This is a genomic window from Rhizobium leguminosarum bv. viciae USDA 2370 (genome assembly GCF_002008365.1).
GTDB lineage: Bacteria > Pseudomonadota > Alphaproteobacteria > Rhizobiales > Rhizobiaceae > Rhizobium > Rhizobium leguminosarum.
The window spans coordinates 199976-215159 of record NZ_MRDL01000001.1; the positions used below are offsets into that span (position 1 = coordinate 199976).

General features: G+C 62.7%; 11 protein-coding genes. 2 read left to right on the plus strand and 9 right to left on the minus strand.

What is annotated here, in order from left to right; genetic code table 11:
- Positions 1–12 precede the first annotated feature (12 nt).
- A complete protein-coding gene (locus BS629_RS00955) occupies positions 13–1086 on the plus strand; it encodes an efflux RND transporter periplasmic adaptor subunit (protein ID WP_026188798.1) in 1074 nt (357 codons plus the stop codon).
- On the plus strand, positions 1086–4232 hold the full coding sequence (locus BS629_RS00960) for an efflux RND transporter permease subunit (protein ID WP_018246750.1): 3147 nt from the start codon (positions 1086–1088) through the stop codon (positions 4230–4232). Before BS629_RS00955 ends, BS629_RS00960 begins: the two co-directional genes overlap by 1 nt.
- Positions 4233–4826: 594 nt before the next feature.
- Here the strand turns inward: BS629_RS00960 and BS629_RS00970 are convergent.
- From BS629_RS00970 to BS629_RS01010, 9 genes are all read right to left on the minus strand, one after another.
- Positions 4827–6248, minus strand: coding sequence for an enolase-like domain-containing protein (locus tag BS629_RS00970; RefSeq protein ID WP_018246749.1), 1422 nt, complete (start codon positions 6246–6248; stop codon positions 4827–4829).
- Positions 6245–7261: a hydroxyacid dehydrogenase gene (locus tag BS629_RS00975; protein WP_018246748.1), complete on the minus strand. Its 1017-nt coding sequence runs from the start codon at positions 7259–7261 to the stop codon at positions 6245–6247. Before BS629_RS00975 ends, BS629_RS00970 begins: the two co-directional genes overlap by 4 nt.
- A 4-nt stretch (positions 7262–7265) precedes the next feature.
- Positions 7266–8084, minus strand: a complete 819-nt coding sequence (locus BS629_RS00980) for a sugar phosphate isomerase/epimerase family protein (RefSeq protein ID WP_018246747.1) — start codon at positions 8082–8084, stop codon at positions 7266–7268.
- A 29-nt stretch (positions 8085–8113) separates the two neighbouring features.
- On the minus strand, positions 8114–9979 hold the full coding sequence (locus tag BS629_RS00985) for a GH39 family glycosyl hydrolase (RefSeq protein WP_018246746.1): 1866 nt from the start codon (positions 9977–9979) through the stop codon (positions 8114–8116).
- Positions 9980–10048: 69 nt separating this feature from the next.
- Positions 10049–10882 (minus strand): 5-deoxy-glucuronate isomerase, encoded by an 834-nt coding sequence (locus BS629_RS00990; RefSeq protein WP_018246745.1) that lies wholly within the window; start codon positions 10880–10882, stop codon positions 10049–10051.
- A complete protein-coding gene (locus tag BS629_RS00995; RefSeq protein WP_018246744.1) occupies positions 10882–11940 on the minus strand; it encodes an ABC transporter ATP-binding protein in 1059 nt (352 codons plus the stop codon). The genes BS629_RS00990 and BS629_RS00995 overlap by 1 nt, the downstream gene beginning before the upstream one ends.
- Positions 11940–12989 carry an ABC transporter ATP-binding protein gene (locus tag BS629_RS01000; protein ID WP_077987919.1) on the minus strand — a complete coding sequence of 350 codons (1050 nt, stop codon included), beginning with the start codon at positions 12987–12989 and terminating at the stop codon, positions 11940–11942. Before BS629_RS01000 ends, BS629_RS00995 begins: the two co-directional genes overlap by 1 nt.
- Positions 12979–14112, minus strand: a complete 1134-nt coding sequence (locus BS629_RS01005; protein ID WP_018246742.1) for an ABC transporter permease — start codon at positions 14110–14112, stop codon at positions 12979–12981. The genes BS629_RS01000 and BS629_RS01005 overlap by 11 nt, the downstream gene beginning before the upstream one ends.
- A 12-nt stretch (positions 14113–14124) precedes the next feature.
- Positions 14125–15111: an ABC transporter permease gene (locus BS629_RS01010; RefSeq protein WP_018246741.1), complete on the minus strand. Its 987-nt coding sequence runs from the start codon at positions 15109–15111 to the stop codon at positions 14125–14127.
- Positions 15112–15184: the final 73 nt, after the last annotated feature.

Below are 15184 nucleotides of genomic sequence, written 5' to 3' on the forward strand. Positions count from 1 at the left end.
AGGAGTGCATCGTTGAGAAAACCGCCCAGAATATTCGCTGCTGCTCTTGTTGCGGCAACGCTCCTGCTTCCCCTGCGCAATGCCATGGCGGACCAATCCGCCGCACCCGCCCTTACCGTCTCGCTGGTGACGCCGGCTGAGCGGGACTGGCCGGAAACCGTTCCCGCAAGCGGCTGGCTGAAGCCGTGGCAGGAAGCCATCATTGCTTCCGAGACGAGCGGTCTGCGCGTAACCGAAATCCTGGCCGACGTCGGCTCCGTGGTTAAGAAGGGGCAGACCCTGGTGCGGCTGTCGCAGGACAGCGTGCAGGCCGACCTTCGCAAGCAGGAAGCGGCCGTCGTGACCGCTCAGGCAACCCTGACAAAGGCGAAGGCCAATGCCGATCGGGCTCGCCAGCTTCGCTCGTCGGGCGCCCTTTCGGATGAGAAGATTGTCGAATATTTCGCCGACGAACAGACGGCGACGGCAAGTCTTGCGTCTGAAGAGGCGGCGCTCGACAGCCAGAAGATCAAGCTCGACCAGACAACCGTCATGGCCGTCGACGATGGCCTGATAACCTCGCGATCGGCCGAACTCGGCGCGGTCGTCTCGTCGGGCACCGAACTGTTTCGCCTGGTCCGCCAACAGCGGGTCGAATGGCAGGCCGAGGTTTCGGCTCGTTACCTCTCACGCATCTCCGAAGGATTGAGCGTCGACATCGACGGGCCGGACGGACGACCCATTCAGGGAAAGGTGAGGCTCGTCGGACCTTCGATCGACACCAATACAAGCCGGGCGATCGTCTATGTCGCGCTTCCCCCGGACGTTCAGCCGCGCACCGGTCTTTATGTCACCGGCACCATCGAATTGAGGACCACGCCGGCGCTGACGGTTCCGGAGACCGCGATCGTTTTCCGTGACGGCATAAACTACGTCTTTGCCGCCGGCGAGGACAAGCGGGTAAGGCGGGTCCGGGTCGAGACCGGCCGTCGCACCGACGGCGAAGTCGAGATCGTCGCCGGCATAGATAAGTCGGCGAGAGTGGTGACGTCGGGCGGAGCGTTTCTGTCGGACAACGATCTCGTGAAGATTGCGGGAGAAGGTTGATGAACTTTTCCGCATTTTCGATCCGCAATCCCGTACCGGCAATCCTGCTCTTTGCGATGCTTGCCGTCGGCGGTTTGCTGGCCTTCAAGCATCTGCCGGTCCAGAACTTCCCCGATATGGACCTCCCGACCATCAAAATTACCGCGACGCTCGATGGCGCCGCGCCGGCGCAGCTCGAGACGGAGGTCGCCCGCACGATCGAGGACAATCTTGCCTCGCTGAGCTATCTCGACCACGTCACCACGACGATCACCGACGGCACGGTGTCGATCAGTGTCTCCTTCAAACTGGAGAAGGACAGCGAAACGGCCTTGAACGAGGTTCGCAACGCCGTCGACAGCGCACAAGCCGATCTGCCGGCGCAGATGCAGGCACCAAGCGTCACCAAAGTCACCGTGCAGAGTTCGGCGCTGGTCACCTATGCCATCCGGTCTACGGCCCTCAATGAAACCGAGCTCTCCTGGTTCATCGACAACGATCTGACCAAGGCGCTCCTGTCGGTACCGGGCGTCGGACAGGTCAACCGCATCGGCGGTGTCGACCGCGAGGTTCACGTCGACCTCGATCCGACAACGATGGCTGCATTCGGCGTCACCGCGACCACTGTGTCGGCGCAATTGAAGTCGGTTCAGGCCGATACTTCAGGTGGCCTGGGGGAGATTGGCGGCACTCGTCAGACATTGCGCACGCTCGGCGCCGTGGCATCGGTCGACGCTCTGAAGGAGCTTAGAATTCCCCTGGCCAACGGGCAGCAGGTTCGTCTCGACGACGTCGCATCCGTCACGGACAGCTTCGCGGAGCGTTCTTCGATGGCCTATCTCGACGGTAAACCGGTGGTCGCGGTCGAGATCAAGCGCTCGAACGGGTTTTCGGACAGCGGTGTCGCGGACGATGTCGACAAGGCGATGAAGGAGTTCGCAGCCAAGCATTCCAACGTGCAGATCGAGGAGGCCTACAGCACGATCGGGCCGATCATCGACAACTACGATGGTTCGATGCACATGCTCTACGAAGGGGCGATCCTGGCGATCATCGTCGTCTGGCTCTTCCTTCGGGACTGGCGTGCGACGATCCTGTCGGCCGTGGCGCTACCGCTGTCGGTCATACCGACCTTCCTTGTGATGTACCTGGCCGGCTTCAGCCTGAATATCGTCACCTTGCTGGCGCTGTCGCTCGTGGTCGGCATCCTTGTCGATGATGCCATCGTCGAGGTCGAGAACATCGCGCGCCACCTGCAGATGGGCAAGCGGCCGATCGACGCCGCTCTGGAGGCGGCCAACGAGATCGGGCTCGCCGTCATTGCAACCACCTTCACGCTGGTCGCGGTCTTCCTGCCGACGGCCTTCATGAGCGGCATACCGGGACTTATATTCCGCCAGTTCGGTATCACCGCCGCGGTGGCGGTCCTCGTCTCGCTCGTCGTCGCACGCCTGCTGACGCCGATGATGGCCGCCTATTTCATGAAGGCCCATCCGACGGAGGAAAAGGATGGCCGCGTCATGCGCGCCTATCTGGCAATCGTGAAAGCCGCCATGAACCGCAGGAAGACCACGGTGGCAGTGACTGCCGTCGTCGTCGCGCTTTCGCTTGCCACCATCCCGCTCCTGAAATCCGGCTTCCTGCCCGCTTCCGACGACGCGCGAGCCCAGATCACGCTCACCATGCAGCCGGGTGCTACTATCGAGCAGACGGACGCCACCACCACGAAGGCCGCCGATATCGTCGACAAGCTCCGGGACGTGACACATGTCTTTTCCTCGGTCGGTTCCGCATCCTCGGGTGGTGGCCCCGACTCCAGCACCACGAGCAGCGTCGGATCCGCGACGATCGTCGCTATGCTGTCGCCCATCGGCGAGCGCGATCGCAAACAGTCGGAAATCGAAAACGACATCCGGCAGGCTCTCTCGGTGCTTCCCGGCGTGCGGGTCGCGGTCGGCGGCGGTGGCAACGGCACGAAGCTGGAGATCACCCTTGCCAGTGACGATGCCAACGCGCTTGACAGTGCAAGCACGGCGCTCGAGGAACAGCTCCGCACGCTGCAGGGCATCGGCGCGGTGACATCAACAGCGGCCAGGCAAGCGCCCGAGATCCAGATCACGCCCGACTTTGCGCGCGCAGCAGCGCTCGGGGTGACCTCGAGCGCCATCGCCGAGGCGGTGCGCGTGGCGACGAATGGGGAATACTCCGCCGATCTGCCGAAGCTCAACCTGCCACAGCGCCAGGTTCCCATCGTCGTCCGCTTCAGCCCCGAGACACGCACCAAGCTCGACGATATCAGGAACATGCGGGTAGCCGGAACGAACGGCAATGTCGATCTCGGATCGATTGCCGATATCCGGATCGGCGGCAGTCCATCGGAGATCGACCGTATCGACCGGATGCGCAATGTCACCCTTTCCGTCGAGCTCAACGGCCGCATCCTGGGCGACGTCAACCGCGAGGCGCAGGCTCTGCCGGCACTCAGGCGCCTGCCGCCGGGGGTCACCCTTGTCGAACAGGGCGAGCTTCAGCGCAGTTCGGAGCTGTTCCAGAGCTTTGGCCTTGCAATGGCGATCGGCGTGTTCTGCATCTACGCAGTCCTCGTCCTGCTCTTCCACGACTTCCTGCAGCCACTCACCCTTCTGATGGCTCTGCCGCTCTCGCTCGGCGGTGCGCTGGTGCCGCTGGTGGTGACCGGAACCAGCTTCTCGATGTCGGCGGTCATCGGGTTGCTCATGCTCATGGGCGTGGTGACGAAGAACTCCATCCTTCTCATCGAATACGCGATCATGTCGCGTCGCCAGGGCATGTCGCGGTTCGATGCCCTTGTGGATGCCTGCCACAAGCGCGCGCGACCGATCATCATGACCACCATCGCCATGGCATTCGGCATGCTTCCGGTCGCTCTCAGCCTGACAGGCGGCGATTCCAGCTTCCGGCAGCCGATGGCGATCGTGGTGATCGGCGGGGTCATGATGTCGACGCTGCTCAGCCTCATCGTCATCCCCGTCATCTTCACCTTCGTCGACGACCTCAACGAGGCGCTCAAGCGCCTTCTGCGCCGGACCGGGCCTGATACCGCCGACTCGGAACCGCAGGCATCCAACGATCGCGCGGCGATCACCTTCAAGCCCGGGCTTTCGAAGCGAGGGCAAGGTCAGAGATGACTGCTTTTGGCAAGCTATTCGCAAGCTGGTCCAGCGCCCGATACCGGCGACGCCCGGCGACCTTCATGGCAACCTCTTCGGTCGAATTCCCTCCCCCGGAACGAGACCGCGGGACGTGTTCCCCCGCAGGCGGCCTCGCGCCGCCTGCGCGTCCTGCATCTTCCCTGCCAACAGCGTAGCTCGCTGTGTCACAGAAAGAACCTTTACCAAACTTTACACTTCCTTAACCGCGCTAACATCCGCACAGCTATTAGAGTTCGACCTCAGCTCAATCCGGAGTGTCGTGTGTCCAAGGCACATCGAAATATTCTGCGTTGCCGCCTCGCGGAGCGGAAAACCATACTTGCCGAGATTTGGCGGTGGTTGCTGAAGCTTAATTCAAAGAATTATATCTCAATTTCTGCTTTCTTAAGTCCCTGGATCCAATCAGGCCGCGCAGAAAACGTTCGAATAGAGCGTGATGCTCTACTGGAAGACATTTCAATTGGAGGAACGGGGTGATTGATGCTCCGGGTGATCAGCACGCGTTTGCTGGACAGATCGAACAGCTCAACAGGGCAGCACGCCCTATCTCATGCTGAATATTGCCGGGCGTCATGACAATGGCGTCATCGCTTCGAAATCTGGCAAGGCGCCGCTGGCGTAGCCGACCGCCTCGAGTGAAGTGATAGTGATCCGGCCGTCGCGGATCGACAGCAGCGGTCCGTCGGCTCCCTGCTCGTAGAGATCGGGATGGGCCGCAGCAAAGCGCGCCTTCTCCGCCTGCGACGCTCCCTGCATGCCGGCCACATAGTGATGACCGTTGCGTTCGACATGGGAGAGGCCGAGCAGCGAGACCAGCGCCAGATCCTGCTGCACGGCGAGCCCGGCTTGGCAGGTCAGATCCTCGCCCGAGAGGAACAGTCCCGGCACCGTTCCGGTTCTGATGCGGATCGCCTTAAGTAACGAACGACAAATGCCCTTGCAGGTTTTCGAGGAGACGCCGGTATAGCCGAGCCCCCGGGCGCGGGCGAAGGCGCCGTCGCCATCGTCGCTCTCATCGATCAGAAAGGGCAATTGCGCCGCGAGATTCCCCAACGGCGTTTCCATGGTGATTGCGCGCGAGAACGGCTGTTCGACAAAGGCGATGGCCGCACGCAGCCTCGCCAGCTGCGGCGTCGCCTCGATCTGCGCCAGCAAGGCGGCGAGTTGTTCGGGGGCGCCAAACTGTTCGTTGCCGTCGACCGTCACCCGATAGTCGGGCATGCGGTCCAGCACGGCGGCGATCCGCATCAGGCGGTCGATATCGGCATCGATCGCGCCTGAAAGCTTGATCTTGAACCAGCGGTTGCCATAGCGCGTTATCACCGCCTCGAGGCTTTCCGGCAGGCCGTCACCGACGGGATGGACGATATCGCCTTCGGTGATCGGATCGAGAAGCCCGATCGTATGCCGGGCCGAGATCAAGCCAGCAGGACGAAGATCGGAAAGCACCGCCAACGCTGCATCCGCGTCGATATCGTCGGGCAGCATGGGGCCGCCGATGCCGACGAGATTGCACCGCACCGCCTCGAAGAAGGAAATGCCGGCAAGGCGGCAATAGGCATCGAGCGCGGCGCGGGCGATGAGCGAAGGGCCGAAACCGGCGGCCAACGGATTTCCAGGCAAACGCCGCACGGTTTCCATCTCGTTCAGGCGGGCGGCGGCAAACAATGTCGTCGGCGCCGACGGCTCGAGCGAAGCGGCAGCAGCAGTGCGGATCGAAGTGCGCAACTGATCGACATTCTGCGCCGGCGTCAGCGCCGGGTTCTTGTCGAACCATTTCGGCACCATCATCTCGGCGGCGGCGCCAAGGGCGGTTCGCCCCTCTTCATCCTCGATACGGACCCTGAGAAAGGCTTGCGGCGCCTTTTCGAGAGTTGCCGCGCCAAAGCGGAACGGCAGGCGCAGCTTGATATCGCGCTCGAAGGCGTCGATCTCGATGATTCTGATACGCGGCGCGGTCACGGAACCTCCAATGCTTCTGTCCATGGTCATGCCATGCGGTCGAGCATGGCGCGCGAGACTTCATGATGGAGCGGTTCGCGGCGAAGCAGCCGGCCGATCTCATCCACCATGGCCTGTCCTTGGGCGAGATGCGCCTCTTCGGTGTGACCGGCGGCGTGCGGCGAAATGGTGACATTGGCCAATGCGGGATCGCGGAAGGGACTATCCGGAGGCAACGGCTCGTCGTCAAAGACATCGAGAGCCGCCTCGATGCGGCCGGAGCGGATCTCGGCGAGCAGAGCCGCCTCGTCGACCAGCTGCGAGCGCGCCGTGTTGATGAACAGCGCGCCGGGGTGTAGCAGCGCCAGTTCGGGGGCGCCGATCATGCGGTGCGTTTCGGGCAGGACAGGCGCATGCAGCGAGATCACGTCGCTCTGAGCCAGCATATCGTTCAATTCAGCGCTGAAAACGCCGAGCGCAGCAGCCTCGCTATCGTGGAGAAAGGGATCGACAACCAGCACGCGGCAGCCGAAGGGAACGAGCAGCCGCATGACCGCCCGGCCGACATATCCAGCGCCGACGATGCCGACCGTTCTGGCGCCCAGCAATCTCTGTGGCACGGCTGCGCGGACGTCGAGCCATTCACCGCCGTTGCGCAATTGATGATGCAGCCGATGAATGCCGCGCATGGCGAGCAGCGCTTCGGCGACGACGAACTCGGCAACTGAGGCGGCAATTTTCGAGGCGGCATGGGTGACGCGAATGCCATCGTCGAACAGACGCGCCGGGACCAATGTGCGGACGCTGCCTGCCGAATGGGCAACAAGAGCGAGTTGCGGATGGCGCTGGCGCGCGGCAGGATCGAAGGGCGGCGTGCCCCATCCGGTGAGACATGCCGTGGCGCCTTGCAGCAGGTGGTCGACATCGGTGGCGTCGATGGTGGCGCCGGTCGGCCAACGCACCTCGCCAAGGGCGTTCAACTGGGCAATCGCTGCGTCGTCCAGCATCATCCGGCGAGTTTTTTCGGTCAGCAGTACGGCGATAACGGGAGCCTGTTCGTTCATGGTTCTACTCTTTCGCTGCGGCGACCAGGCGCCTGAGATGGGTAAGATCGGCGCGGACCTTGTCGAGCGCCTGCTCTCGAGAGACGCGGTATTGGGATTGCATCGAGAGCACGCCGGCAAATCCATTGGCCACCAGATGCGGAACGATTTCGTTCCAGGGCACCATGCCTTCGTCGAGCCCATACCAGTCCGAATGCCATGCGCGTTGGCCATGAGCTCCGTATGCGCCGGGGAACCAACCGCTGTTCTTGACGCCCATGCAACAGAACCACGGTTCGAGAATATCGAGGGTCAGACGCCAGTCCTCGCTCCCCTCGCGAATGATCTGATTGGCCGGATCGGGATAGGCGCCAATCCTGACGGGATCACGCCCGGCCAGCAATTGCACCGCCAGCGCGCCCGAGCTGTGCAGGGTGCCGCCGTGAAGCTGGATTGTCAGCGTGATGCCGAAGCGTTCGGCCAGGCGCTCGAAGCCGTCGAGATCGCGCCGCGCCTCATCAAGCTGGGCCTGCCAGCGCCGCGACGGGTCGTAGCGCCAAAAGCCAAGCCGGACCTGCCCGATGCCAGCCTCGCCGCAACAGCCGAGAAGCCGGGATGCGGCATCGTCGGGCCGGGTGGAATCGATGGTCGCCATCGGCGTGCGCAGGCCGGCCGCGGCAAAGAGCGTCACGGCCTTGACGATTTCCTCCGGCCTGTCAGGGGAAACGGCGTGGCCATCGCGAATGAGAAGATCAGCGCAGTCGAATCCCAAACCGGCAGTGATCCCGGCCGCCTCCTCGAGCGGCAGCCCTTCCAGGGTCTTGGTGAAATAGGCGATATCCATGGATCAGATCCCAGACAGAAAGGCATTGTTCATGAGCGGGAAACACAAAGCTCGCTGCGGCGGCCAAATGCATCGCGGGCGCACACCGCATAACGCACGCCCTCGGGCGGCGACATGTGCAGGAATGCCGTCGAGATCAGCGGGGCAGAACTGACCTTTTCAAAAGTCCCGCCATCGGTGCTGACCAGGACATCGTAGAAGATGGCCGGGCTGATATCGCCGGCAGCCCAGAAGAGCATGCGCTCTTCCCGGCCGCCAAGACCAAGATAACGTTCGACGACAAGGCCGGTCGGTGCCGCCGGTGGCACGCCGACATCGGGAACGACAAGCACCTGCGTCAGCGACGGCAATGGCACATCGAGGTCGACACTGATCCGGCCTTCGTCGCACGCGACGACGCTGATCGGATGCAGCAAGGCGGGCTCCTGCGCCCGGCGCAGTTCGGCAAACTGCGCCTCGGTCGGTGCGGGCGGTGCGCCGACCGGCTCGAAGGGGCCGCGCGGATTGCTTTCGTCGCGCTGGGCCTCCCAGACCTCCATCGGATTGGTGAATTCCTCGTCGATGCGCAGCAGGCAAATTGCGTGCCGGCCGGGAACCAAGCCGCTCACCTCGAGACGGACGGCGGTCCGGCCCGAACGGTTGATGGCATCGACGCTATGGATGAGGCTGATGGAAACACCGCCGCCCGGCAGCCGTGTCGGCAGGATCGCCAGGCCATCCTGGTCGGGATCAAGCGGCGGTTCGGCCGTCACCTTGCAAACGGTATCGCCCAGCGTTGCCAGCAGTTCCATCGATGTGAGGCCGGGCTTCTTGATGATGTCGAAGGGCGGCGTCCTGTCGACATCCGTAACCAGCATATCCAGATTGGTCTTGTGCTCCCACTGCGCCTTGGTGAAATTGCGCGAACCGAAATAGGCAAAGATCGTGCGCTGGCTCCAGCCGCCGATAAAGGCGTGGTCACTGCTGAGAAAGGTGAAATTCGCCGCTTTCGGGGCGATGATGCGACGGTCGTGCTGCTCGATGATGCGGGCGATGATACCGGCATAATAGGCTTTGCCATGCCAGCTATGATGATCGCTCCAACCGAGCTGCGGATCGCATTCATCATTGACGATGGGAAGACCCGCCAGGCGCGGGTGATGTTCCTTGAGATAGTCGACGACGAGCAAGGTGCGGTCGACGATGGCGTTGGTTTTCGGGGTGAGGTCTTCCTTGCTGCCGTTGACGCCCTTTTCATGGATCGAGATGTAGTCGATCCGCGGCGGGCCATCGCCGGTCAGACAGCTCGTGCCGCTGTCGCAATGAGCCATGAGGGCGCGAAAGATCGGCGAGAGCGTGCGGGCGGTGCCGGGCCCGCCCATCGGCAGGCTCGGATCGATGGCATCGAGCCCCGCGACGCAGGCGTCGTAATAGTTGGTGTAACCCTTGATCCCGTAGGTCCACCAGCCGGAATCGGCCTCGTTCGTCGTTTCGAAATACCATGTGCGCAATTCGTCCATGCCGTAACGCGCGCCATAACGGTCGACTGTTGCCGTCACGAGATCCCGCCAGCGCCTGACCTGATCCATGTCCTCATAGTCGGTGAACAAGCCCGACGGGTTGCCCATCAGCTCGAAGAACGGCTTCAGGCGGTGTTCGATCATCACGTCGAGCGCGCGGTCGAGCAGGGACCAGTCATAACCAGCCCCGCCCTTTGCGCTCAGCAGATTGTAGAGATAATGCACACGCAGGAACTTGATGCCCTCATTCGGCAGGCCGCCGATATAGGCAAGCATCTGTCGCATCTCGGGTTCGAGCAGCAGCTCGGCGGGCGAAAAACCGGTGCCGCGCCAGAACCGGTTGAACGGGCGTACCGCTTCGCTGGCATCAACGTTTATTCGCGTACGTTCACGCATGGGTCATCTCTCCTTGGGCGGAAGTTTGGCGGTGCGCCGCAATGCCGGCACACGAGGCCAGGAGCCGGATTATTTGAACTTGTCGCGCATCGCATCGATGCCGGGGATGGTTTTGGTCAGATGCTGATGGGCGGGATCGAAGCGCTGGATCAGCCCCCGACGATGCTTGCCGACGAGAATGGTAAAGATATAGCCCCGGTGCCCCGGCGAGGTGACCGTCGGGTGGTAACCCCGGTCAACCAGGACTGTGTCGCCATTGCGGGTCATGAGGATCTTGACCGGACCGTCTTCATCATAGGTGATCTGGCTGCCGAAACCGGTCTCGGGCTGGAAGCGGTAGTGATAAAGTTCTTCATGCCGGGTCTCGACATCACCGTCTTCGGTATCGTGCTTGTGGGGGGGGTAGCCGGACCAGCATCCCTCACCGGCATAGAGTTCGCTCACCAGCAGGTTACCGCAGCGTCCGTTCTGTCGTTGTCCGAGCAGGTGGACGATCCGCCGCTGGCTGTGCGTGTCCGACGAGCCGACATTGACCGCGTCGACCTCATCCGGCGTGATGCGAAACGCGGCGTAACGCGTGTCGCAGAGGCCGCCGGCAAGGGCGACTTCCGCCGCCGCGCCACGAGCCGATATCCGGACATTGGCGCCGACGGGCGCGTAAACCGAGTCCGCATCGCCTCCCCAGATATCGGCTCGCCGGCCCACCGCTTCGAACATGATGTCATCGACCTCGATATCCACCTGCCCCGACAGCACGACGTAGAGGCTTTCGTGCATGGGCAGCCGCCGCGTGTCCTGGCCGTTGGCCGGAAGCGTGACGAGGTCGAAGTAGATGAGATCGAGCGTCGTGGAGGAGGTATCCACAATGGGACGCTGCTCGGAGCGTGGAATGAATTCGGGCATCAATTGAACTCCGGAACGGTACGGTCGGCGAAGGGATTAAGCGACAAGGATTCGGCGTAGTGACAGGCCACTTGGTGCCCATCGGCTGTGACGGTACGCAGCGCCGGCACCTCCTGCTTGCAAAGCTCGGTGGCGTAGCGGCAGCGCGGATGAAATGCGCAGCCGGGAGGCGGATGGGCGGGATCGGCGACCTCGCCCGCCAGCCGAATGCGCTGGCCATGGCGGCGCATCCTCGGATCGGCGATCGGCACGGCCGAGAGCAGCGCTTCGGTGTAGGGGTGGAGTGGGCGCGAAAAGATCTGCTCCGTCGGCGCCTTTTCGACCACCCGACCGACATACATGACGGCAATGTTATCCGAGATGTGCCGGACGACCGAGAGGTCGTGGGCGACGAAGAGATAGGTCAGACCGAACTGCTCCTGCAGGTCCTGCAGGAGGTTGATGGTTTGTGCCTGCACACTGACATCGAGCGCCGAAACGGCCTCATCGGCGATCACCAGCCGCGGATTGGAGGCCAGCGCCCGGGCGATGCCGATGCGCTGGCGCTCTCCGCCGGAGAAAGCATGGGGATAACGGTGCATGTATTCGGGCCGCAGGCCGACGCTCTGCATCAGGTCGGCGACCCGGTGCTCGAGCTCCCGGCCCTTGGCGATGCCGTTGACACCAAGCACCTCGCCGATGATGTCGATGACAGGAAGGCGCGGATTGAGCGAAGATTGCGGGTCCTGAAACACGATGCGCAGGTCGCGATGGATTTCGTCGAGGGCAGAACCCGACAACGCCGCGAGATCGACCGTGCCGCCATTGCGGCTGCGATAGCGGATTTCGCCGCTCGTCGGCTGATAGATGCGCAGCACCGTGCGGGCAAGCGTGGACTTGCCGCAGCCGGACTCCCCGACAATACCAAGTGTTTCGCCATCCTGGACGCGAAGCGAAACGCCGTCGACCGCCTTGACGTGTCCGACCACACGCCGGAATGCGCCCTTGCGAATGGGGAAATGCATCCTGAGATCGTTGAGTTCGAGCAGTGGGCTTGGTTGCTTCATGAGATCCGCCATCATTGTCTTCCTTCGTAAAGCAGACAGCTGGCGACATGCCCGTCGCCGATGGCGATGGGCTGCGGATCCTTTTGGTCGCACAGGCCCGCCCTCGCCTCTTTGCATCGGGGATGAAAGCTGCAGCCCTGGGGCCGGTTGAAACGCGAGGGCACCATGCCATCGATGATCGCGAGCCGTTCGGTGGGTTGCCCATGCATGCGTGGCACCGATTGCAGCAGCGCCTTGGTGTAGGGATGCGCCGGTGCGTGGAAGATCGTGTCGACATTGCCTGCTTCCACGACCCGGCCGACATACATGACGACGACCTCGTCGGCGATCTCGGCCACCACACCGAGATCATGGGTCACGAACAGCACCGAGAGCCCGAATTCGGCCTGCAGCGAGGCCAGGAGATCGAGGATATTGGCCTGGGTGGTCACATCGAGTGCCGTGGTCGGCTCGTCGGCGATCAACAGCCTGTGGCGGCAGGCAAGCGCGAGCGCGATGCAGACGCGCTGGCGCATTCCGCCGGAAAACTGGAAGGCATAACTTTCCATGCGCTCGGCCGGCCGCGGAATGCCGACCAGAGCCAATGTCTCGATGGCATGTTCGCGCGCCTCCTTCTTTCCCATCTTCAGATGCAAGCGGATCACTTCCACCATCTGGTTGCCGATCGTATGAACGGGGGAAAGTGCGGCCATCGGCTCCTGGCTGATCAGGCCGATCTGGGCACCGCGGATCGCCCGCATGTCGTGGCCGCGCGGATCGAGCGCCGCCAGGTCGATCGAGGGTGCTGCGGGATCCGGCCGGTAGCGGATTGCGCCCGAGACGATCCGCCCTCCCCGCGGAACCTGGTTGAGGATCGAGCGGCCGGTGATGCTCTTGCCCGAACCGGATTCGCCGACGACGCAGACCGTCTTGCCGCGTGGGATGGAAAAGGAGACGCCGTCGACCGCCTTGATCGTGCCCGCACCACCGAAGAAATGGGTCCTGAGATCAACGACCTCGATCAGCGGGTCACGATCCCCGTGCCGGCCGCCGGCTGCGGCAAAATTGGGATCAGTATTCATAGGGATCTGCAGCATCGCGTAATCCATCACCGAGGAAATTGAGGGCGAGCACGGTGACGATCACCGCGAGACCGGGAAGAAAGAGCCAGGGTGCGCTCGAGACGGCGAGAATGTTCTGTGCCTCCTGAAGCAGCACGCCCCAGCTCACCACCGGCGGGCGCAGGCCGATGCCGAGGAAGGAGAGCGCGGTTTCTGCGAGGATCATCGTCGGGATGGCGAGCGTCACCGAGGCGATGATGTGGCTCATGAAGGACGGAACCATGTGCCGCCAGATGATGCGCATCTGCGAGCAGCCATCGAGACGGGCGGCGATCACGAAGTCTTCCGTCTTGAGCGACAGGAAGCGCCCGCGCACCACCCGCGCCAGGTCGGTCCAGCCGATCAGCGACAGGATGATGGTGATCCAGAGATAGACCAGAATCGGATCGGCGCTGATCGGAACGGCAGCCGCAAGGCCCATCCACAACGGAATGGTCGGGATAGAGTTGATGAGTTCGATGGAGCGCTGGATCACATCGTCCACCCAGCCGCCGTAGAGCCCCGAGATGCCGCCCAGGATGATGCCTAGGATGAGGCTGATTGCGACGCCGATCAGTCCGACCGACATAGACACGCGCGTGCCGTGGACCGTCCGGCTGAAGACGTCGCGACCTAGCCGGTCGGCGCCGAACAGGTAGAATGGTTTGCCCATCTCGATCGGGCCGATCAGGTGCCGGTCGAAATCGAACAGCCCCCAGAGCCGGTAGGGTTCTCCCTTGACGAAGAAGCCGAGGGGGATGACGACGGCCGGATCGGGGACGTAATTGCGGCTGAGCGCGATCGGGTCAACCTTCATCGAATAACCGTTGACGTAGAGCGGATGAAACTGCCCGGCCGCGTCGTAGCCGGCGAACTTGATCTGCTGCGGCGGTGCATAGGTGTAGCGGGAATCGTAGGTCTGCGATGAAACCGGGGCGAGAACCTCGGCAAACAGGGCGACCAGGTAGATCAAAAAGATGACGACGCCTGCCGCCAGCGCCAGGCGATGGCGACGGAAGCGCCGCCAGATAAGCTTCCACTGGCCGGCGACCGCGTCGGAATTCTTGATCAGTTCAGGCTGTAGCGCGATGGCTTGATCGGTCATTGGTCTCGTCCTTCAGCCGTTGCGGATGCGTGGATCAAGCCAGGCAAGCAGCAGATCCGAAATCAGCGTGCCGATCAGCGTCAGCATGCTCATCAAGAGGATGAATGTGCCGGCCAGATACATGTCCTGGGCAAAGAGGGCGTTGAGCAGCAGTGGCCCGGTGATCGGCAGGCTGAGAACGATGGAGACCACCACCGAGCCGGAGACGAGGTGCGGCAGCACCCAGCCGACGGTCGAGACAAAGGGGTTGAGCGCCACCCGCACCGGATATTTCAACAGCAGCCGGATTTCGCTCAAGCCCCGGGCGCGAGCCATGTCGACATAGGGCTTGTTGAGCTCGTCGAGCAGGTTGGCGCGCATGATCCGGATCAGCGCTGCCGTGGCGCCGGTGCCGAGAACGACGACCGGGATCCACATATGCGAAATGAGATCGCCGAGCTTGGCCCAGCTCCAGACAGCATTGATATAGGCGGGCGAAAACAGCCCGCCGGTACTTTGGCCGAAATATTGTGCCGAAACATACATCAGCACCAGCGCCAGCAGGAAATTCGGGATGGCAAGGCCGAGAAAGCCGAAGAAGGTGGCGAAGTAATCTCCCACCGAATATTGCCGTACGGCCGAATAGATGCCGATCGGAAAGGCCACCGCCCAGACGAAGAGCAGCGTGGTGACCGAGACCACCATCGTCAGGCCCATGCGAGCCCAGATCAGTTCGCTGACCGGCTTGTTCCAATCGAGGGACTGGCCGAAATCGCCGCGCAGCAGGATGCCGCTGATCCATTTCCAGTATTGGACCGCCCAGGGCTGATCGAGGCCGTAGCGTTCACGCAGGCCGGCAATGACGCCGGGATCGATCGTTTCGTTCTGGGAGGCCAGGCGCGCGGTCATCGCGGTCAGGAAGTCGCCGGGCGGCAGCTGGATGATGATGAAGGTCACGACGGAGATCGCGAACATCATCGGGATCATGTAAAGCAAACGTCTGATGATGAAGCCGGCCATGTCAAGCTCCTTCAATCGGCGACCGCCGATCGGATTGGATGATTGGGACTGGGCTGGTGTTGATGGAGTGGCG

Excerpts from the sequence above, each read along its gene's own strand:
- BS629_RS00985 (WP_018246746.1), bottom strand. The coding sequence starts at position 9,979 with ATGCGTGAACGTACGCGAATAAACGTTGATGCCAGCGAAGCGGTACGC.
- BS629_RS00975 (WP_018246748.1), bottom strand. The coding sequence starts at position 7,261 with ATGAACGAACAGGCTCCCGTTATCGCCGTACTGCTGACCGAAAAAACT.
- BS629_RS00980 (WP_018246747.1), bottom strand. The coding sequence starts at position 8,084 with ATGGATATCGCCTATTTCACCAAGACCCTGGAAGGGCTGCCGCTCGAG.
- BS629_RS01000 (WP_077987919.1), bottom strand. The coding sequence starts at position 12,989 with ATGAATACTGATCCCAATTTTGCCGCAGCCGGCGGCCGGCACGGGGAT.
- BS629_RS00990 (WP_018246745.1), bottom strand. The coding sequence starts at position 10,882 with ATGCCCGAATTCATTCCACGCTCCGAGCAGCGTCCCATTGTGGATACC.
- BS629_RS00970 (WP_018246749.1), bottom strand. The coding sequence starts at position 6,248 with ATGACCATGGACAGAAGCATTGGAGGTTCCGTGACCGCGCCGCGTATC.
- BS629_RS00995 (WP_018246744.1), bottom strand. The coding sequence starts at position 11,940 with ATGGCGGATCTCATGAAGCAACCAAGCCCACTGCTCGAACTCAACGAT.
- BS629_RS00960 (WP_018246750.1), top strand. The coding sequence starts at position 1,086 with ATGAACTTTTCCGCATTTTCGATCCGCAATCCCGTACCGGCAATCCTG.
- BS629_RS01005 (WP_018246742.1), bottom strand. The coding sequence starts at position 14,112 with ATGACCGATCAAGCCATCGCGCTACAGCCTGAACTGATCAAGAATTCC.
- BS629_RS01010 (WP_018246741.1), bottom strand. The coding sequence starts at position 15,111 with ATGGCCGGCTTCATCATCAGACGTTTGCTTTACATGATCCCGATGATG.